The organism is Mesorhizobium sp. LjNodule214 (assembly GCF_964252735.1).
Classification (GTDB): domain Bacteria; phylum Pseudomonadota; class Alphaproteobacteria; order Rhizobiales; family Rhizobiaceae; genus Mesorhizobium.
In genome coordinates this window covers 584,554-604,170 of record NZ_CAXUPE020000003.1, presented here as the reverse complement: position 1 = coordinate 604,170, position 19,617 = coordinate 584,554, and the positions used below count along the sequence as shown (strand labels likewise).

The following is a 19,617-nucleotide window of genomic DNA, read 5'->3' as shown; positions in this document are numbered from 1 at the left end:
GATTCCACCGCAGGCCTTCACCATTTCATCAGCAATGCGCCCGCACCCTATTGCGGGCCCGGTTGCGAGGGTATGACATGAACGCGCGCGTTCTCGACGGCGAAATTATCACCAGCAGGCTCGACGATGTCAGAGCCTATGACGGCGTGCGCACGCGGCGCATCCTGGCCTTCATCATCGACTATTGCATCGTCGCGCTGCTCACCATTCCGTTCGCGATCCTGGTGTTCCTGCTCGGGGTGCTGACGCTCGGCCTTGGCTGGATGCTGTTTTCCGTGCTCGTGCCGGCGGTCGCCATTCTCTACATCTGGAACACGCTGGGCAGCCGCGACCAGGCCACGACCGGCATGAAGATGATGGGCATCCGGCTCGATCGCCTCGACGGCACCCGCATCGACGGACTGACCGCCGTGGTGCATTCGGTGCTGTTCTGGGCCGCCAACGTCATCCTGACGCCGCTGGTTCTGCTGGTGACGCTGTTTTCCGACCGCAAGCGCACCCTGCACGATCTGCTGCTCGGCACGGTGGTGACCCGCAGGGATCGTTGAAACAGCGTTTCGAAGGGCTGCGCGGGCGCCTATGCGCAAATATGAAGGCCTTCGATCGGCCGCCGCTACACAATCCTGTTGAATTTTTCGCCGACCGGGCCAAAGGTAAGGCGATTCGCAGGAGTGTTTCCTAGACTCGATGACGCAGCACCCGACCCAGTCGCCGCAGTTCTTCCTGACCGCGCCGTCCCCGTGCCCGTATCTGGAGGGCCAGTTCGAGCGCAAGGTGTTCACGCATCTGGTCGGCGACAAGGCGCCGGAGATGAACGACCTGTTGACGCAAGGCGGGTTCCGGCGCTCGCAGAACATCGCCTACAGGCCGGCCTGCGAAACCTGCCGCGCCTGTGTTTCGGTGCGCATCCTGGCGCAGGAGTTCACCGCCAGCCGCAACATGAAGCGGGTGATCCAGCACAATGCCGATCTCATCGGCGCCATGCACGACGCGCAGCCTTCCACCGAGCAGTATTCGCTGTTTCGCGCCTATCTCGATGCCCGGCACCGCCGCGGCGGCATGTCCGACATGACGGTGCTCGACTACGCCATGATGGTCGAGGACACGCATGTCGACACCAAGATCATCGAATACCGGCGGCGCGGCCCCGACACCTTCATCACCGGCAAGGGCCAGGGCGAGCTGATCGCGGTGGCACTCACCGACAAGATGGCCGACGGCCTGTCGATGGTCTATTCCTACTTCAATCCCGACTTCGAGGACCGCTCGCTCGGCACCTTCATGATCCTCGACCACATCGCCCGCGCCAGGGCGATGGGCCTGCCCCATGTCTATCTCGGCTACTGGGTCAACGGCTCGCGCAAGATGAATTATAAGATGCGCTTCATGCCGCAGGAGCATCTCGGCCCGAAGGGCTGGGAACGCTACGACCACGAAGCGGTTTCGCGCTGACCTTTCCTTCCGCCATTCATCCCTAAACTGTTTCAAGGGAGAGGAAGCTGGTCTTCCGGCCGCATGGCTGGAAGGCGACAGGCCGATATTGCGGCCTGCCTCCCCATTCATCGCGAGACCGGCATGTCATCCCACCACGATCATCAGAAGGGCCTCCTCATCACCGCCATCGGCGGACTGACGCTTACCATCGACATCCCGCTGATCCGGCTCGCCGACGGCAGCCCATGGACCATCATGATGCTGCGCAACGCCACGACCTTGGCCGCCGCGCTCGTGGTCTGGGCCGTCTGGCGTGCGCTCAGCAGGAACGCGCCACAACTCATCCCAGGCTGGTCAGGGTTGGCGGTGGCCATATGCTATGGCCTGACCGGCATCACCTTCATCACCGCCGTCTTCCACACCTCGACCGCCAATCTGGTCTTCATCCTCGCCTTCAACGCCGTGTTCGCAGCGCTGTTGTCCTGGCTGTTCCTGCGGGAGCGGCCGCGGCTGGTGACGCTCGCGACGATGCTGGTCATGATCCTTGGCGTGCTGATCATCGTCGGCGGTTCGGTCGGCACCGGGCACCTGTTCGGCGATTTCATGGCGCTCTGCTCGGCCTTCTTCGTCGCTCTCGCCATCACCATCTCGCGCGCCAGCGGCAAGGACATGGGCTTCACCTCGCTGGTCGGCGTCGTCCTGCCCTTGGCGGTTGCCACGTTCATGGTCTCGGGCGAAGGCTTTCACGTCAACGCGCCATGGTGGATCATCTTCAACGGCGCCGTGATCATGCCGATCTCGTTCTTCTGCCTTGCCAACGGACCGAAATACATTTCAGGACCGGAAGTGGCGATGTTCTATCTGCTGGAAACCGTGCTGGCGCCGGTCTGGGTGTGGATGTTCTTTGCGGAAACACCGTCGCGCAACAGCCTGATCGGCGGCGTCATCCTGATCACCGCGCTGGTCGCCCACTCATTGTGGCAGTTGCATGAAGGACGCAAGCGCAGCGCCGCGCTGGCCGTCAGTCACCCGGCCTGACTCTTTTTCGGCACGCCGCGCTCGGCGGCGATCTCGATCTGCGGCGGATGATCGTCCAGTTCCTCTGGCGCGGCAGGAGCGGCCTCGTCCATCAGTTCGACCTCGCGCAGCCATTCGCGCCAGATCGCGACCAGCAGCGCCATCAGCACCGGGCCGATGAACAGGCCGAGGAAGCCCATCGTCTTGACGCCGCCGATCAGGCCAAAAAAGGTCGGCAGGAAGGGCAGCTTGATCGGCCCGCCGACCAGCTTCGGGCGCAGCGTCTTGTCGACGATGAAGAGTTCGACCGCGCCCCAGATGAACAGCGCGAACCCCGCCACCGGCGAACCGCTGGCGGCGAGGTAAATCGAGACAAGCGTAAAGGACAGCGGCGCACCGCCGGGGATCAGCGCCATGACGCCGGTCAAGGCGCCGAGCGTCACCGGCGACGGCACGCCGGCCAGCCAATAGGCGATGCCCAGCACCAGTCCCTCGCCGATGGCGATCACGGTCATGCCGGTCACTGTCGAGGAGATCGTCGCCGGCACAACCCGCGAAATCCGCTCCCATCTCATCGGCAGGATGCGCTCGCCGAGGCGGTCGACCTGGCCGGCGAAATGCTCGCCATCGCGATAGGCGAAGAACAGCGCGATCATCATGAACAGCAGCGTCAGCAACAGGCCGAAGGCACTGCCGCCGGCCGCGAGCACGCCGCGATAGATGCTGCCGATGTTGGCGCCGCTGACCAGCTGGATCAGTTCGCCTATGCCGCCGGGATGACCGAGATTGGTCGTCCATTGCTCATTCAGCCACTCGCCGACGATGGGCATTGTGGCGATCCAGTGCGGTGTCACCGCACCGTGCCGGTTGGTCTCGATCGCCCAGGCGACCCATTCGCGGACCTCGTTGATGGCATAGGTGCCGGCGAGCGCGATCGGCACCACCAGGAAGGTCAAGATGAACAAGATCGCGAAAGTCGCTGCGATGGTGCGGTTGCTGCCGACGGCGGCAAGCAGCCGCCGGTAGAGCGGCCAGCTGGCGAAGGCGATGACGAGCGCGGCCAGCACCGGAAACAGGAAGCCGTGGAAGAGGTAGACGCCGGCGGCAACGATCAGCACCAAAAGCCAGCGCGCCGCCGACAGCGGCGGAATGACGGCGGATCTCAGCGGCGCCGACAGGCCGAACAGGCGCTGCTGCCGCTCCGGTTTCTGGATCTCAGTCCGCTTCAAACGCGCGTTTCTCCCTGCCCATCCTACTGCTTATGCACAATCATAGTGCAGCAATCGTGACGATAGTCCAAATGCTCGGCCGGCAGGCCAGAGGGGGTCGTCTCGCATGGAGTGCCGGCCACGTCCGTTCGCGATTGGGAGGTCGCGTCAGGACGTACCGACCCGCTCTGTCGCCTTCGGCGACATCCCCCCTCGAGGGGGGAGATTTAGCGGCGCTACCCGAACTTGCCCGTCCGCGGGAATCCCTTCGGCACCATCCGTCCGGCCGACGCTCTGGCGCCGATCCACTCCGCCAGTTCCTCGCGCGACTTGACGAAAGTGCGGTCGGCCGAATCCTGCCAGGACAGGCCGGTTTCCAGCGTAAAGGTTTTCAGGTCAAGAACGCCGCCGTCCTTGTATTTTTGCAGGCGAACGCCCTTGCCGCGGCCCATTTCCGGGATCTCGGAAAGCGGGAAGACCAGCATCTTGCGGTTCTCGCCGACGATGGCGAGATGGTCGCCGCCCACCACCAGGCAGCGCTTGGCCTCGTCCGGCGCCTTGACGTTCATCACCTGCTTGCCCTTGCGGGTGTTGGCGACGACCTCTTCCTCCGGCACGACGAAGCCGTTGGCGTCGTAGGACACCAGAAGCAGCTTGCGCTTGGGGTCGTGGACGAAGGCGGTGACGATGTCCTGGTCGTTGTCCATGTCGACGATGATGCGGATCGGTTCGCCATGGCCGCGTCCGCCCGGCAGCCGGTCGGCGCCGATCGTGTAGAACTTGCCGCCGGTGGTGAAGACCAGGATCTTGTCGGTGGTCTGGGCGTGGAAGGCGAGCTTGAGGCTGTCGCCCTCCTTGAAGGTGAGCGTCGAGTGGTCGCTCAAATGACCTTTCATCGCCCTGAGCCAGCCCTTTTCGGAGACGACCACGGTGACCGGCTCGCGCTCGATCATGGCGTGCGCGATGTCGGTAAGGTCATGCTCGGGCGCGTCGGCGAACTGGGTCCGCCGCTTGCCGAGTTCGGTCTGCGGTCCGAACTTGTCGCGGATGCTGCTGACTTCCCACTTGATCGTCGCCCATTGCTTGGCATTCGACGCCAGCAGCGCCTCGATCTGCTTCTTCTCGGCGGTGAGGCCGTCGAACTCCTTGCGGATCTCGATCTCTTCCAGCTTGCGAAGAGCGCGCAGGCGCATGTTGAGGATGGCTTCGGCCTGGGTGTCGGTCAGCGACCAGCGGGCCATCATCACCTGCTTGGGCTCGTCCTCCTCGCGGATGATCCTGATCACCTCGTCGATGTTGAGGTAAGCGATCAGATAGCCGGCGAGGATCTCCAGCCGCCTTTCGATCTCGCCAAGCCGATGCTTCGAACGGCGGATGAGCACGTCGCGGCGGTGCTCGAGCCATTCCTTGAGCACGCCCTTCAGCGACAGCACGTTCGGCACCTTGCCTCGCGACAGCACGTTCATGTTGAGCGGGAAGCGGCTTTCGAGCTCGGTCAGCTTGAACAGCGATTCCATCAATATGCCCGGATCGACCGAACGGCTCTTCGGCACCAGCACGACGCGGATGTCCTCGGCGCTCTCGTCGCGGATGTCCTCCAGAAGCGGCAATTTGCGGGCCATCAGCAGCTCGGCGATCTTCTCGATCAGCCGCGCCTTCTGGACGCCGTAGGGGATTTCGGTAACGACGATGCTCCAGGTACCCCTGCCCTGGTCCTCCTGACCCCATTTCGCCCGAACGCGAAACCCGCCGCGGCCGGTCTCGTAGGCTTCGAGGATCGAGGCGCGGCTGTCGACGATGATGCCGCCGGTCGGGAAATCCGGGCCTTGGACGAAATCCATCAGCGCCGTCACAGGCGCGTCCGGATGCTCGATCAGGTGCAGTGCCGCGTCGCAAAGCTCGGCGGCATTGTGCGGCGGGATCGAGGTCGCCATACCCACCGCAATGCCGGACGAGCCGTTGGCGAGCAGGTTCGGGAAGGCGCCGGGCAGCACGACCGGCTCCTCGTCCTCCTCATTGTAGGTCGGCCGGTAGTCGACCGCGTCCTCGGTGATGCCGGCAAGCAGCTCGGTCGCCACATCGGTCATGCGCGCTTCGGTGTAGCGCATGGCGGCGGCGTTATCGCCGTCGATGTTGCCGAAATTGCCCTGCCCGTCGACCAGCGGGTAGCGCATCGAGAAATCCTGCGCCAGGCGCACCAGCGCGTCGTAGATCGACTGGTCGCCATGCGGATGGAACTTGCCCATCACCTCGCCGACGATACGGGCGCATTTGGCGAAACCCTGGTCGGGATTGAGCCTGAGCAGCCGCATCGCATGCATGATGCGGCGGTGCACGGGTTTCAGCCCGTCGCGCACATCCGGCAGCGCCCGGTGCATGATGGTCGACAGCGCATAAGCGAGATAGCGCTCTTCCAGCGCCTTCTTCAGATCGACCGGTTCAACGTGATCACCGCCGCCATCTTGAGGCGGCAAAAGCCTTTTTCCCATGGGGCTGCACTAGCCGAGCGGGTGATTCGCGGCAAGCGCCGGTGTGCGATTCCGCACTTCGCGCGGCCTTTGGGCGGCAAAAAACGGGCGACACCCGGGCGGGGGCAGCCACCTCAAACCTACCGCACGGATGTGATGGACTTCACGGAATTGCCGGCGCGGCCACGTCTATGTGCAACAGCATCGGAAGCGGTGCCGGCGCCAGCCAACATCAATCTGTTACAAGCCCTGTCTAAGGCATGACGCGATGACGCATGGAAATCCGATCTTCATGACAAATTCACCGCACCACGCAAAGACCGAGGATCGGGTTTGCCTTTCGCCGTGATTTTCGACCATTCTGTCCGACAACGCCTTTATCCCGTCCAGTTCGTCACAGAATGGAGAGGCGCAACCAATGAAGACATTTTTTCAGGACATCTCAGGGGACTTGCAATGACAATCCAACACTCATTCCGCAAACTCGCTTTTTCGACCTTTTTGCTGACGCTGCCGCTGAATGCCGCTTTCGCGCAGGACACTGCCGTCGCCGACCGGCTCAAGGCGACGCTCGCCGCTCAGGGCGTCGACATTTCCTGGACCGGGGTGACCGGCGACGCCACCAGCATGGTGCTGCAGGGCGTGTCGGTGAAACCGGCGGCCGAGAAGGAGGCGCTGCCGATCGGCGACGTCAAGCTCGAGGGCGTGGCCGAGGCCAATGGCGGTTATGACATCGCGACCGTGTCGACCTCGGCGTTCCAGCGCACCCAGGACGGCATCACGCTCGATCTCAGCCCCTTCGTCATCCATGACATGACGGTTCCGGCCGATGGCGCCACCGGACCGACGGGCTCGATGCTGATGTACAAATCGGCCGAACTCGCCAACATGACGGTCAAGGTCGCCGACAAGACCGCCTTCTCGATGGACGGCCTCGCCATCGAGATCACGCCGCCCGCTGACGGCAAGGCGATGGAATTCACCGGTACGACGGAAAAGTTCAATGCCGACCTGACCCTGGTCGAGGACCCGAAGTCGAAGGAGGTCATCGACGCGCTCGGCTACCAGAACATCACCGGCAATATCGACGTGGCCGGCACCTGGCAGCCTTCGGACGGCAAGATGGAACTGTCCCAATACGACATCGCGGTCGACAATGCCGGCAAGTTCGGCATGACCTTCGACCTCGGCGGCTATACGCTCGATTTCGTCAAGTCGGTGCAGGAGATGCAGAAGAAGATGGCGGCGCAGCCCGAAGGTGCCGACAATTCGGCGCAAGGCATGGCCATGCTCGGCCTGATGCAGCAGCTCTCCTTCAACGGCGCCTCGATCCGCTTCGACGACGATTCGCTGACCGGCAAGGTGTTGGAATATGTCGGCAAGCAGCAAGGCATGTCGGCCAAGGACATCGCCAACCAGGCCAAGGCGATCGTGCCGTTCGGCATGGCGCAGCTCAACAATCCGGAACTGACGGCCGAAGTGACCGCCGCGGTCGGCAAGTATCTGGACGACCCGAAGAGCCTCGAGATTTCGGCCGAGCCGCCGGCCTCGGTGCCGTTCGCGCTGATCATGGCCGGCGCGATGTCCAACCCGCTCGACCTGCCGAAGACGCTGGGCGTCAAGGTCAGGGCGAACGAAGACTGATCGACAGGGTTCCTGAAAGCAAAAAGCCCGGCAGCGATGCCGGGCTTTTTTGTTGGATTGTCGAATCGAAAGAATCGGTTCCGGCCGTTTTTTAAAGTACCGGTCGAAACGGGATCAGGCGTCCTTCTTCGCCGTCGCGACGCGCAGCGACAATTCGCGAAGCTGCTGCGGCGTGGCCTCCGAGGGCGCGTTCATCAGGAGGTCGTAAGCCTGCTGGTTCATCGGGAACATGGTAACCTCGCGCAGGTTCTTGGCTCCGACCAAAAGCATGACGACGCGGTCGATGCCGGCCGCCATGCCGCCATGCGGCGGCGCGCCGTACTGGAAGGCACGGTAGAGGCCGCCAAAGCGCTCCTCGACGGTCGCGCGGTCGAGCCCGACCGTCTCGAAGGCCTTGACCATGGTTTCCGGCAGATGGTTGCGGATGCCGCCGGAGGCGATCTCGAAGCCGTTGCAGACCATGTCGTACTGGAACGCCTTGATGCCGAGCAGATCCTCGCCGTTGAGCGCGTCGATGCCGCCTTGCGGCATCGAAAACGGGTTGTGGGCGAAGTCTATCTTCTTCTCCTCCTCGTTCCATTCGAAGAACGGGAAGTCGACGATCCAGCACAGTTCGAAGCGCTCGCGGTCGACAAGGTTCAGTTCCTCGCCGGCGCGGGTGCGTGCAGCACCCGCGAAGGAGACGAACTTCTTCGGGTCGCCGGCGACGAAGAAGGCGGCGTCGCCATCGGCAAGGCCGAGCTGGAGGCGGATCGCCTCGGTGCGTTCCTCGCCGATGTTCTTGGCCAGCGGTCCCGCGCCTTCGAGCTTCTCGCCCTCCTTGCGCCAGAAGATGTAGCCCAGGCCCGGCTGGCCCTCGCCTTGCGCCCAGGAATTCATGCGGTCGCAGAAGGCGCGCGAGCCGCCGGTCTTGGCCGGGATGGCCCAGATTTCGGCCTTCGGATCGTTGGCGAGGATGTTGGCGAATACCTTGAAGCCGGACTCGCGAAAATGGTCGGAGACCGCCTGCATCTCGATCGGGTTGCGCAGGTCCGGCTTGTCGGTGCCGTATTTGCGCATGGAGACATCATAGGGAATGCGCTGGAATTTCTGCGTCACCGGCTTGCCGTTGGCGAAGGTCTCGAAGACCGCGCGGAGGACGGGCTCCATCGTGCTGAGCACGTCGTCCTGCTCGACAAAGCTCATCTCCAGGTCCAGCTGATAGAATTCGCCGGGTAGACGGTCGGCGCGCGGATCCTCGTCGCGGAAGCAGGGCGCGATCTGGAAGTAGCGGTCGAAGCCCGACACCATGATCAGCTGCTTGTATTGCTGCGGCGCCTGCGGCAGCGCGTAGAAGGTGCCGGGATGGATGCGCGACGGCACCAGGAAGTCGCGCGCGCCCTCGGGCGACGACGCGGTCAGGATCGGCGTCGAGAATTCGGTGAAGCCGACCTCGTCCATGCGCTTGCGCATCTCGGCGATGATTTTTGTCCGCGCCACGATGTTCTTGTGCAGCGTCTCGCGGCGCAGGTCGAGGAAGCGGTACTTCAGGCGGATGTCTTCCGGATAGTCGGGCTCGCCGAACACCGGCAGCGGCAGTTCCTTGGCCGCCGACAGCACCTCGATCTCGCGCGCGAAAATCTCGATTTCGCCGGTCGGTAGATTGGCATTGGTTGTCTCGGGCAGGCGCGCCTTGACCTCGCCGTCGACGCGGATGACCCACTCGCCGCGCACGGTCTCGGCGATCTTGAAGGCCGGCGAATCCGGGTCGGCGACGATCTGGGTCAGGCCGTAATGATCACGCAGGTCGATGAACAGCAGGCCGCCATGGTCGCGCACGCGATGCACCCAGCCCGACAGGCGGACGGGGACGCCGACGTCGCTCTTTCTCAATTGGGCACAGGTGTGGCTGCGGTAACGATGCATTGTCATGATGAAGTCCGGAACTGGTTGCAGGCCGACGGGCCGGCTCGGAAAATTTGCGCGAAAAGCGCATGAGAGGCCGGTTTTGTCAAGGCAAGCGGGCGGCGCGCAAACTGTTCAGGCGAAGCGGATTTCAGCGCCCTGACGCTCGAAATCGGCGAGGATAGCGGCCGGCGCCGTCTTTTCGACCACCAGATGGCGGATCGCTTCGGGCCCGGCGACGCGGTAAGGCGCCGCCGTGGCCAACTTGTCGTTGGTGACGGCGATGACGATGCCGGCGCTGTTCCTGGCCATGGCCCGCTTCACCTCGGCCTCCGCCGAATCGAACGCCGTCACGCCGCGTGAGGCATCGAGACCGCAGGAGCCCAGGAAAAACAGGTCGGCGCCAAGCTGCGCGACGGCAGCCAGCGTATCGGCACCGACGCAGGTTCCTAGGTCGCGGTCGAACCTGCCGCCCAGCACGATCAGTTCGACCAATGCGTGTTCGGAGAGAGCCGAAGCGACGCCGAGCGAATTGGTGGCTATGGTCAGTTCGAGGTCACGCGGAATGGCCCTGGCGATCGCGGCATTGGTGGTGCCGCCGTCGATGAACAGGCTTTGCCCGCTGGAGAGCAGAGCCACCGCCGCGCGCGCCAGCCGCATCTTCTCCTCGACCGCATGGCTATCGCGCTGGCTGACTGGTGCGGCGGCGAAAGGTGCGGCCGCGACCGCGCCGCCATAAACGCGGCGGCATTGCCCGGCCTTGGCCATCTCCCTCAGGTCGCGTCGGACCGTGTCTTCCGAAACGCCGAAGCGGCTCGCCAGTTCGCCGGCCAGCACCCTTCCCTCCGCCGCAAGCCGGTCGCGGATGAGCTGGTGCCGTTCGTCGGTAAGCATTGCACGATCCTGTTTCTTTGTGCACATTCTTGCATGTTTTCCGTGTTTATGCAAGAAGTCGAGCAATTCAGGCAGTTGGACAGGCCAGCCGCCGGCACCTCTTTCCCTGAAGGCATTGCGATGACCCTTGGCCTCAGCCTCGCCCCTCAGCACCGGGTCTATGCCGGGTTTGCGATTTATTCGTTCGCCATGGGCAACATCTTTCCGCGGCTGCCCGACATCAAGCACGCCATGGGCATCGAGGACGGCACGCTCGGGCTCAGCCTGATCGGAACGCCGATTGGCACCTTGACCGCGCTGACACTGGCGACGCCGATGCTGGAACGGGTCGGCTTCCGCCGCGCGCTGCTCGGACTGGTCCCATTGGTGGCGGCAACCTATGCCATCGCGGTGCACGCTCCGGGGCCTGTCTCCCTGTTCCTCATGCTCCTTCCGGTCGGGCTGATGATCGGCAGCATCGAGATCATGCTCAATGTCGAGGCCGACAGGACGGAGTTCCTGCTGAAACGCCGGATTATGAACCGGGCGCATTCGTTCTGGAGCATTGGCTTCTTCGGCGCCGGCCTGTTCGGTGCGGCGCTCGGCCATCTCGGCATGTCGCCGCAACTTCACCTGGCGATCGTCGTGCCGATGGTGGCGATATCGATGGCGCTGTTTCTCGGCGGCTACGAACCGGCGCCAAGCCGCTTCGCCGGCAACGGCGACAAGGCGCCCAGGCTGGCAAGGCCGACGCTGCCGATCCTCGTCCTCGTCGCGGTGACGCTGTCGGCAATGCTCTTGGAAGGCGCCAGCATCGACTGGTCGGCGATCTACATGCGCACCGTGTTCGACTCCGGTCCCTTCGTCGCCGGATTCACGGTGGCGCTGTTCGCATTCTCGCAAGCGACCACGCGCTTCTTCGCCGACAGCTTTGTCGACCGCCACTCGCCAAGCGGTGTGGCGCGTGTGCTGCTGGCGAGCATGGCGGCGGGCGTGCTGCTGGTCTTCCTGTCGCCTGCCCCATTTGTGTCCATGCTGGGCTTTGCCCTTTTGGGCATCGGCAGCAGCGCTCTCTTTCCGCTGGCGATCTCCGCAGCCGCCCAGCGGACGGATCGCCCCGCGGCAATCAATGTCGCGGCGCTGTCGCAGATCTCCTTCGTCGCCTTCCTGCTCGGTCCGCCGCTGCTCGGCTTCGTCTCGGACCATTGGGGTATCCGCTCGGCCTTTGCCATCGGCATCCCGTTCATCGCGCTTAGCCTGCTGACCGCCGGGTCGCTTGGCCGAAGGGCGCCCTCGGAGAAGCCCGCTGCGCCGTCGAACGAGAAAATACTGGCGCGGGCCGGCGAGGCATAGACTGGTCTCCCGCCATCAGGCGGTCAGTGGGTGAAGCGCGCACTTTCGCCAGGCGTGGCAGCCCCACACACGACAGCCGGATCTGGACGAAGTCCGCATGATTCCACCATTCGCCGGGACGGCATGTTCGATGCCGATACGAGCTCATAGATGTGCGTTGCATGCAGATCGCGAAACACATTGAGGATCATGCGAGCGTTGATGTAGGCGCCGAGCCGTCGGCCCCTATGCGATTGCGCGACCGCAACCAGTCCGCCCCACGCATATCGGTGATAGGCACTGTAGGGATTGTGAGGCAAGTAGCCATGCGCGGTTGCCGCGACAGCTCCTGCCTCGTCGCCCACCACCACCGTCGTCGCCGGCCCCAAGGTTCCGGCCAGCAGTGATCCCGAAAATGGCACCACGCCCGACGCCGCCATGAGCGCCTGGATGCGGGCCGTATACTCGCCATCCGGCTCGGCCGGCCTTTCTCTATCGACAAATCCGTCGGGCAATCCTCGACCGACAATCGCTTCCGATGCCACCAGGGCATTTGCCTGATCGGCCACGAACACGTCCCAGGTGTCGAAGCGGTAGCCCCCCTTGGCCAATCGCGACTTGAGTTCGCCCACCTTGCCTGCAGGTATCATGCGAAAGCCGAAGATGCCGTCGCGATTGAGGATCTTGTCGATCAGCTCCCACCCGAACTGATCGGGATCATCGCACCCCATCGTGCGCCCAGTCTGGCACGCGCCGGGGGTCGTCCTGATGAAGTCGACACTCGCCTCAGCCTCAGCTTGCAGGCGCTGCTGAAGCTCCGTGCCGAAATAGCCTGACATGGAAAGTCCCACTCTTTGTCATGAGCCCCATGGAGTGTAGCAAGCACTTCGGAATACGGCCAAGCTGCTTTCTGTTGGAACCAGCCGGGCTCCCTTGTTGGCTCAACGCCGCCGGGAATTGCCGCTGGCATTGGCGGTGGCGATGGTTCAAGAAGGGGCAACGAAAAGTGATTGCCTTTCCTTCATGTCCTCCATCCGTCCGCTGATCCCACTCCTCATCGCCGCCGGCATCCTGCTTGGCGGCAATGGGCTGCAGGGCACGCTGATCGCGCTGCGCGGTGCCCAGGAAGGGTTTTCCGCCACAATCATCGGCCTGCTGGGCACGTTCTATTTCGCCGGCTTCCTGCTCGGCTGCCTGGCCGTCACCCGCATCCTCAAGGCGGTCGGCCATGTCAGGACCTTCGCCGCGCTGGCGGCGACCGCATCGGCCGGCACGCTGCTGCTGGTTTTGGTCATCGACCCGGTGATGTGGTGCGCGGTACGCTTTGCCGGCGGCTTCTGCTTCGCCGGGCTGTTCACCGTCATGGAAGCCTGGCTGAATTCGGGCGTCACCAACAAGGACCGCGCACGCGTGCTTGCCATCTACCGCATGGTCGATATCGGCTCAGTGACATCAGCGCAGTTCCTGATCCCGGTCTTCGGCGCTGGCGGCTTCACCATCTTCGCCATCATGTCGATGATGATCACGCTGTCGCTGGTGCCGGTGTCGCTCGGCGACCGCTCCAACCCGACGCCGCCGGGGGACGTCAAGCTTGACCTTGCGCGCGTCTGGCGGATCTCGCCGCTCGGTTGCTTTGGTTGCATCTGCGTCGGCGTCACCAACAGCGCCTTCCGCACGCTGTCGCCGGTCTATGCCGAACAGCTCGGTATGTCTGTGGCCGACGTCGTCACCTTCGTCAGTGTCGGCATTTTCGGCGGCGCCCTCATCCAGTATCCGCTGGGCTACCTCTCCGACCGTCGGGACCGGCGCACGGTGCTCCTGGCGACGACGTGCTGCGCCATGCTCGCGGCGCTGGCGCTGGTGTTCATCCCCGGCAACGACCCGTTCCTCAACTTCGTCATCGTCTTCATCTTCGGCAGCTTCGCCATGCCGCTCTATTCGCTCTCGGCGGCGCATTCCAACGACCGCGCCGGCAAGGGCGAGTTCGTGCTGATCAACGCGGCGCTGATGCTGTTCTATTCCTTCGGCGCCATCGGCGGTCCGTTCGCGGCCTCGACGGCGATGCAGTATTTCGGACCGGGCGCCCTGTTTGTTTTCAGCGCTGTCGTGTACGCCATTCTCATCATCGTGATCCTCTACCGGATGCAGGTGCGCTCCGGCGTGCCGGCGGGCCACCGCAGCCGGTTTATCGCGCTGTTGCGTACATCGACGGTATTTGCGCGGCTGGCGCGGCGGAACGGTGATTCCGATGGATCGACGGACACATGACCGTGCGGCGGCTTGACGAAAGCCCGCGCGGCTGAAATTGAAAGAGACCTAATATGTTGCCAAAAGCGATTTGATGCACGTCATCACCACCCAAAGTGAACTCGAGACCGTTGTCGCCGCGTTCGAAAAGTCGGATTTCGTCACCGTCGACACCGAATTCATCCGCGAAACGACCTTCTGGCCGATTCTCTGCCTGATCCAGATGGCGGCGCCTGGCGTGACGGCGCTGATCGACCCGCTGTCGCCCGATATTGACCTGAAACCGTTCTTCCGGCTGATGGCCAACGAAGCGGTGGTCAAGGTCTTCCACGCGGCGCGCCAGGACATCGAAATCATCGTCCATCTCGGCAACCTCGTGCCGCACCCGGTGTTCGACACCCAGGTGGCGGCGATGGTCTGCGGCTTCGGCGACAGCGTCTCCTACGACCAGCTGGTGCAGCGCATCACCGGGGCCCGGCTCGACAAATCCTCGCGCTTCACCGACTGGCGGCATCGTCCCTTGTCCGATAAGCAGCTCGACTATGCGCTGGCCGACGTCACCCACCTGATCGAGGTCTACCAGCACCTCAGCGCCGAACTGGTACGGGAAAACCGCGCCCATTGGCTGAACGAGGAAATGGAGGTGCTGACCTCGCGCGAGACCTACGATCCGCATCCGGAGGACGCCTGGAAGCGGCTGAAGATGCGGCTGCGCAAGCCGCAGGAGCTGGCGATCGTGCAGGCAGTGGCCGCATGGCGCGAGCGCGAGGCGCGCGAGCGCGACGTGCCGCGCGGACGGGTGCTGAAGGACGACGCGATCTATGAGGTCGCGCAGCAGGCGCCGCGCGATACGGCGGGACTTGGCCGCCTGCGCACCACGCCGAAAGGCTGGGAACGCTCGGCGACGGCGACCGCCCTGCTCGGCGCAGTCAACACCGCCCTGGCCTTGCCGAAGGAAGCGATGCCGAAGCTGCCGAAGAGTTTTCAGCCGCCGGAAGGCTCAAATGCCGCGTCGGAACTGTTGAAAGTGCTTTTGCGCATCGTTGCCGAAAAGGAAGGCGTGGCGTCGAAGGTGCTGGCGTCCAGCGACGACATCGACCGCATCGCCGCCGAGGGCGAGGCAGCCGACGTGCCGGCCCTGCAGGGCTGGCGGCGGGCCGTGTTCGGCGAAGCGGCGCTCAAGCTGGTGCGCGGCGAGATCGGCATCAAGTTCGACAAGCGCAAGATCGCGCTGTTCGATCTGTAGCGACTGCGCTGGTGCGGCTCAGACTACCCCAAGCAAATGGAACGCGAACCAGATCCAGGCCAGTAGCAGGACAACCGCGCCGAAGAAGAAGGCGCGGCTGCGCAGCAGCACCCGGTTGCTGGTCAGATGCACCCAGGCATGGACATAGCGCGACAGGATGAAGATCCACATCAGTGCCAGCGTCAGGTAGTTGACGCCGTTGGTAACGAAAAGCGCCAGGCAGAGCGCGTGGAACAGCACCGGCAATTCGAACTGGTTGATCAAATTGTTGGCGACGGTGACGCTGGAGGCCGGCTCGGTCGAACGGACCTTGTACTGACCGACCTTGGCCTCGCCGGACTTGACGGCAAAATACCGGCGCCGGGCCATCACCAGATAGACGATATAGACAAGCAGCACATGCGCCAGAACAGGCCAAAAGATCGCGGTCTGGTTCACGATTGCTCCCCGCCCTCAGCGGGCCGCCGCTGACCTGCCAGGTAAAAGACCGCAATGACGGCTAAGGGTATCGCCAGCAGCGCGAATTTGGTGACGGTCAGCGCCGAGGCGAAGGCGAGCGAGTCGGGGTTGGCCGACTGGAAATCGGACAAGAGCCGCGCTACCGCGAAATTCTGCGCATAATCGGCGAGCGTGTAGGGCAGCACGAGCACGACCGCGAACAGCGCCTGGACCGGCGCGATCATCGCCCGGAAATTCCTCAGTTGCCGGCCGGTTGCCAGAATCAGGCTGACCAGGGTCAGCGACAACAGCGCCGGGAACAGCAGATCGAAGGTCAGGTAGTGCCAGACCAGGATGATCTCGCCGCCACGCCGGCCAAGCGCCGTCAGCCAGGCCATGCCTTCGTCCGGGGTAAAGCCGCCAAGACGCATGTCGAGCGACGTCAGGCCGCCGCTCAAACTGCGGAAATAGAGGAACTCCATCGCATTCATGGCGACGAAGACCGCCGCGGTCGCGAAACTGAGTGCAGCGGCGTGGCGCGACAGCCGGAGCACAATCGCCGTCAGATTACGCCAAAATGCGTAGCGATCCCGTTGATCGGGCTGATCGGCCCGATCGGCCTGATCAAAGTCCGCCCGGATAATTCGGGCTTTCGCGGGTGATCGTGACGTCATGGGCGTGGCTTTCACGAAGTCCGGCGTTGGATATGCGCACAAAAGTGGCGCGGCCGCGGAAATCGGCAAGGTCGCGGCCACCGACATAACCCATAGCGGCTTTCAGGCCGCCCGCAAGCTGGTGCAGCACGCCAGACACAGGTCCTTTGTAGGGAACCTGCCCTTCGATGCCTTCCGGAACCAGTTTCAGCGTGTCGCGGACCTCGGCCTGGAAGTAGCGATCGGCGGAGCCGCGGGCCATGGCGCCGACCGATCCCATGCCGCGATAGGCCTTGAAGGAGCGCCCCTGGTGCAGATAGACCTCGCCCGGGCTCTCGTCGGTGCCAGCGAGCAGCGAGCCGATCATGGCCGCACTTGCGCCCGCTGCGAGCGCCTTGGCGAGATCGCCCGAATATTTGATGCCGCCATCGGCAATCACCGAGACGCCCGATTTGTGCGCTGTCTCGACCGCCGACATGATGGCAGAAAGCTGCGGCACGCCGACGCCGGCGACGATGCGGGTGGTGCAGATCGAGCCCGGGCCGATGCCGACCTTGACGGCGTCGGCGCCGGCATCGATCAGCGCCTGCGTGCCCTCGGCGGTGGCAACGTTGCCGGCCAGGATGCGCACCGAATTGGACAGTTTCTTGGCCCGCGTCACGGCATCGAGCACGCGCTGCGAGTGGCCGTGCGCGGTGTCGATGACCAGGAGGTCGACGCCGGCATCGATCAGCCGCTCGGCGCGCTCGAAGCCGTCATCACCGACGCTGGTGGCGGCGGCGGCGCGCAGACGTCCCTGCGCATCCTTGGTGGCGTGCGGATTGAGCTGCGACTTCTCGATGTCCTTGACGGTGATCAGGCCGACGCAATTGCCCTTCCTGTCGACGACGACCAGCTTTTCGATGCGGTGCTGGTGCAGCAGCCGCTTGGCCTCGTCCTGGTCGACATTCTCCTTGACCGTGATCAGGTTCTCACGGGTCATCAATTCGTAGACCTTCTGCGAAGGATCTGAGGCGAAGCGCACGTCGCGGTTGGTCAGGATGCCGACCAGCCGGCCGACTGTGTGTCCGCCCGTGCCGCCGTTCTCGACCACCGGAATGCCCGAGATCGAGTAGGTGCGCATCAGCCCCAGGGCGTCGGCGAGCGTCGCGTCGGGACCGATGGTGACCGGGTTCACGACCATGCCGGATTCGAATTTCTTCACCTGCCGCACCTGCTCGGCCTGCTCGGCCGGCGAGAAATTACGGTGGATGACGCCGATGCCACCGGCCTGGGCCATGGCAATCGCGAGCCTGGCCTCGGTGACGGTGTCCATGGCAGCCGACAGGATCGGCACGTTGAGGTCGATGTCGCCGGCGATGCGGGTGCGGATGTCGGTCTCGCCGGGCATGACCTCGGAATGACCGGGCTGCAACAGCACGTCGTCAAAGGTCAGCGCCAACGCGCCGGTGGACGTTTCGATAATTTTTGCCATGGCCAGTCCTCGGAATACAAAAAAGCGCTGGACCGCAATGGACAGCGCCGACTCGTTTCTTCCCTTTCAGGATTGGCGCTGGCTGGTAACACGTCACGGCGTCGATGAAAAGCCGATCATTGCACGCCATCGCAAACTATGGGGTTTGTCCTGACAGCCGCCACCAAGGGTTGAGGGTCGCACAAAAGTGACAGCAAATTAATGCGACAACCGGACCGAGGCAACCGCCCCTCGTGTCGGCTTGTCCCCGGTCGACGGCACAGAGAATCAAGTCCGGACGCGTTTTGTGAACCGCACCATTCCGCTCATCCTGGCGGTCGCTCTTTTCATGGAAACACGTAGAGGTCCGCTTTCGCAAGGGGTTGCGCTGTGCTGCGCTCCCTTTCATAACGCCGACTCATAACATGCGTTTCGGGTGAGGGCAGGCAGTGCGGTCAGCAAACGTTTGTCGTCGGGGGTACGATGATACGTCGCGGGGCACTCGACGCGTCACACCGCGCTGTGTGTCAGGAATGGGGTCGGTTTGACGGTCGCCCGACCCCAGTGCTTTGACCCGTCAATCGGGTATCGTGTTTCAAGTGAATTGGCATCAAACTGAGACACTACCCCCCAACCCTAATTCGACATCAATCAATGCGTCCAAGGCACGAGGCGTTGTGGCGTAAGGGTTTGAGGATGGGCTTGCGCCGCGCTTCCCAGTTTATCACCCAGTTGGCGGCCTGAACCTTGACGGACACTGCTCCTGTCGTTGGTCTTGAGTCTTGACGCCCAAATATGTCAAAACGTCCTCGGCAGAACGCAACGAGGGGAATCAGCATGGACACAAAGCTTCGCACTCTCATTCTGTGCGCCATCATCACGACGCTCGCAGCCTGTACGACCTACACGAACCCGACGCCCGAGCAGTCGGCTGAGGCAGCAAAGATCGCCTCGGAGAATCAGTCGACGGCCGACGACGGGGGGATGCAATGAAGTACGTTGCGGCCCTTGAATAATTCAACCTCAATCATACAGTACAGCCCTCAAACGCTTGTGGCGCAACGGGCTCAGGGTTCGCTAGTAGCGCGGTACCATTCGTGGCACCCATTCAGCGTCACATTCGTACAGGGGCGTCATCGGCGCACCGCTTTCGAGGACGAGATCACACCGCTTTCGAGGGCGAGATCTGATCACCTTCGTCTCGGCGATCGGCGCCATCGGCATGAAATTCGTCACCGCGCTGATTTTCCGGGTGGCAGGCTTCCGCCGCGTGCTGATCGTCGGCTCGCTGGTGGCGGCGGCATCGATCGCCGCCTACGGGCTGTTCACGCCCGACACGCCCTATGTGCTGATGCTCGCCATGCTTTTGGTCGGCGGCTTCATCCGCTCGATGTTCTTCACCGGCGTCAACGCACTGGCCTATGCCGAGGTCGCGGCCGCCGACACCAGCAAGGCAACACCGATCGCCGCCGTGTTCCAGCAACTGTCGATCGCGCTCGGCGTGGCTGTGGCGGGCGGCATCCTGGAAGTGTCGACATCGATCCACGGCGGACCGCTGACGCTCGCCGACTTCCACACCGCCTTCTTCATCGTGGCGGCGATTTCCGCAGCCGCATCGCTGTCGTTCATGCGACTGGCGCCCGATGCCGGCAATGCAGTGTCGGGACATGGTCGGCTGACAACGCCCAAGGAACTGGAGCCGGTCAGCACGCCGGAAGCT

16 protein-coding genes and 1 pseudogene are annotated in these 19,617 nt (G+C 63.6%); 9 read left to right on the top strand and 8 right to left on the bottom strand.

The window, feature by feature from the left end; all coding sequences use genetic code 11:
- Nucleotides 1–77 precede the first annotated feature (77 nt).
- The 3 genes from ACSQ3Z_RS28160 to ACSQ3Z_RS28150 all read left to right on the top strand — a co-directional run bounded on the left by ACSQ3Z_RS28160 (nt 78) and on the right by ACSQ3Z_RS28150 (nt 2,472).
- Nucleotides 78–548, top strand: a complete 471-nt coding sequence (locus ACSQ3Z_RS28160; RefSeq protein ID WP_436174535.1) for an RDD family protein — start codon at nt 78–80, stop codon at nt 546–548.
- A 139-nt stretch (nt 549–687) separates the two neighbouring features.
- Nucleotides 688–1,452 (top strand): arginyltransferase, encoded by a 765-nt coding sequence (locus tag ACSQ3Z_RS28155; protein ID WP_120015873.1) that lies wholly within the window; start codon nt 688–690, stop codon nt 1,450–1,452.
- Between the two features lie 123 nt (nt 1,453–1,575).
- Entirely contained in the window at nt 1,576–2,472 is an 897-nt protein-coding gene (locus ACSQ3Z_RS28150) for a DMT family transporter (protein WP_436174534.1), read from the top strand.
- On the opposite strand, the gene ACSQ3Z_RS28145 is transcribed toward ACSQ3Z_RS28150, so the two are convergent.
- Both ACSQ3Z_RS28145 and parC read right to left on the bottom strand, forming a co-directional pair.
- Entirely contained in the window at nt 2,460–3,680 is a 1,221-nt protein-coding gene (locus ACSQ3Z_RS28145; protein ID WP_436174533.1) for an AI-2E family transporter, read from the bottom strand. The genes ACSQ3Z_RS28150 and ACSQ3Z_RS28145 overlap by 13 nt on opposite strands.
- A 215-nt stretch (nt 3,681–3,895) precedes the next feature.
- Entirely contained in the window at nt 3,896–6,148 is a 2,253-nt protein-coding gene (gene parC / locus ACSQ3Z_RS28140) for a DNA topoisomerase IV subunit A (protein ID WP_436174532.1), read from the bottom strand.
- A gap of 435 nt (nt 6,149–6,583) precedes the next feature.
- Between parC and ACSQ3Z_RS28135 the strand changes: the two genes are divergently transcribed.
- The gene (locus tag ACSQ3Z_RS28135; RefSeq protein WP_436174531.1) at nt 6,584–7,771 is read left to right on the top strand and encodes a hypothetical protein; all 1,188 of its coding nucleotides are present in this window, start codon (nt 6,584–6,586) and stop codon (nt 7,769–7,771) included.
- A gap of 114 nt (nt 7,772–7,885) precedes the next feature.
- Here the strand turns inward: ACSQ3Z_RS28135 and aspS are convergent, their stop codons facing one another.
- Together aspS and ACSQ3Z_RS28125 are read right to left on the bottom strand one after the other, a co-directional pair.
- On the bottom strand, nt 7,886–9,676 hold the full coding sequence (gene aspS / locus ACSQ3Z_RS28130) for an aspartate--tRNA ligase (RefSeq protein WP_436175175.1): 1,791 nt from the start codon (nt 9,674–9,676) through the stop codon (nt 7,886–7,888).
- A 114-nt stretch (nt 9,677–9,790) separates the two neighbouring features.
- The gene (locus ACSQ3Z_RS28125) at nt 9,791–10,549 is read right to left on the bottom strand and encodes a DeoR/GlpR family DNA-binding transcription regulator (RefSeq protein WP_436174530.1); all 759 of its coding nucleotides are present in this window, start codon (nt 10,547–10,549) and stop codon (nt 9,791–9,793) included.
- Between the two features lie 120 nt (nt 10,550–10,669).
- Between ACSQ3Z_RS28125 and ACSQ3Z_RS28120 the strand changes: the two genes are divergently transcribed.
- The gene (locus ACSQ3Z_RS28120; protein ID WP_436174529.1) at nt 10,670–11,881 is read left to right on the top strand and encodes an MFS transporter; all 1,212 of its coding nucleotides are present in this window, start codon (nt 10,670–10,672) and stop codon (nt 11,879–11,881) included.
- Between the two features lie 23 nt (nt 11,882–11,904).
- Here ACSQ3Z_RS28120 and ACSQ3Z_RS28115 read toward each other — a convergent pair whose 3' ends face one another.
- A complete protein-coding gene (locus ACSQ3Z_RS28115) occupies nt 11,905–12,699 on the bottom strand; it encodes a GNAT family N-acetyltransferase (RefSeq protein ID WP_436174528.1) in 795 nt (264 codons plus the stop codon).
- Between the two features lie 184 nt (nt 12,700–12,883).
- Here ACSQ3Z_RS28115 and ACSQ3Z_RS28110 point away from each other — a divergent pair, with 184 nt between their 5' ends.
- A complete protein-coding gene (locus ACSQ3Z_RS28110) occupies nt 12,884–14,128 on the top strand; it encodes an MFS transporter (protein WP_436174527.1) in 1,245 nt (414 codons plus the stop codon).
- 73 nt (nt 14,129–14,201) lie between these two features.
- A complete protein-coding gene (gene rnd / locus ACSQ3Z_RS28105; protein WP_436174526.1) occupies nt 14,202–15,353 on the top strand; it encodes a ribonuclease D in 1,152 nt (383 codons plus the stop codon).
- An 18-nt stretch (nt 15,354–15,371) separates the two neighbouring features.
- On the opposite strand, the gene ACSQ3Z_RS28100 is transcribed toward rnd, so the two are convergent.
- The 3 genes from ACSQ3Z_RS28100 to guaB all read right to left on the bottom strand — a co-directional run bounded on the left by ACSQ3Z_RS28100 (nt 15,372) and on the right by guaB (nt 17,918).
- Nucleotides 15,372–15,791, bottom strand: coding sequence for an MAPEG family protein (locus tag ACSQ3Z_RS28100; protein WP_436174525.1), 420 nt, complete (start codon nt 15,789–15,791; stop codon nt 15,372–15,374).
- Entirely contained in the window at nt 15,788–16,348 is a 561-nt protein-coding gene (locus ACSQ3Z_RS28095) for a hypothetical protein (protein WP_436175174.1), read from the bottom strand. The genes ACSQ3Z_RS28100 and ACSQ3Z_RS28095 overlap by 4 nt, the downstream gene beginning before the upstream one ends.
- Before the next feature lie 67 nt (nt 16,349–16,415).
- On the bottom strand, nt 16,416–17,918 hold the full coding sequence (guaB, locus tag ACSQ3Z_RS28090; RefSeq protein ID WP_436174524.1) for an IMP dehydrogenase: 1,503 nt from the start codon (nt 17,916–17,918) through the stop codon (nt 16,416–16,418).
- 816 nt (nt 17,919–18,734) lie between these two features.
- Here guaB and ACSQ3Z_RS28085 point away from each other — a divergent pair.
- Both ACSQ3Z_RS28085 and ACSQ3Z_RS28080 read left to right on the top strand, forming a co-directional pair.
- On the top strand, nt 18,735–18,890 hold the full coding sequence (locus tag ACSQ3Z_RS28085; protein ID WP_167434201.1) for a hypothetical protein: 156 nt from the start codon (nt 18,735–18,737) through the stop codon (nt 18,888–18,890).
- Nucleotides 18,891–19,083: 193 nt separating this feature from the next.
- Nucleotides 19,084–19,611, top strand: a pseudogene (locus ACSQ3Z_RS28080) (MFS transporter); the annotation flags it as partial.
- Nucleotides 19,612–19,617 lie beyond the last annotated feature (6 nt).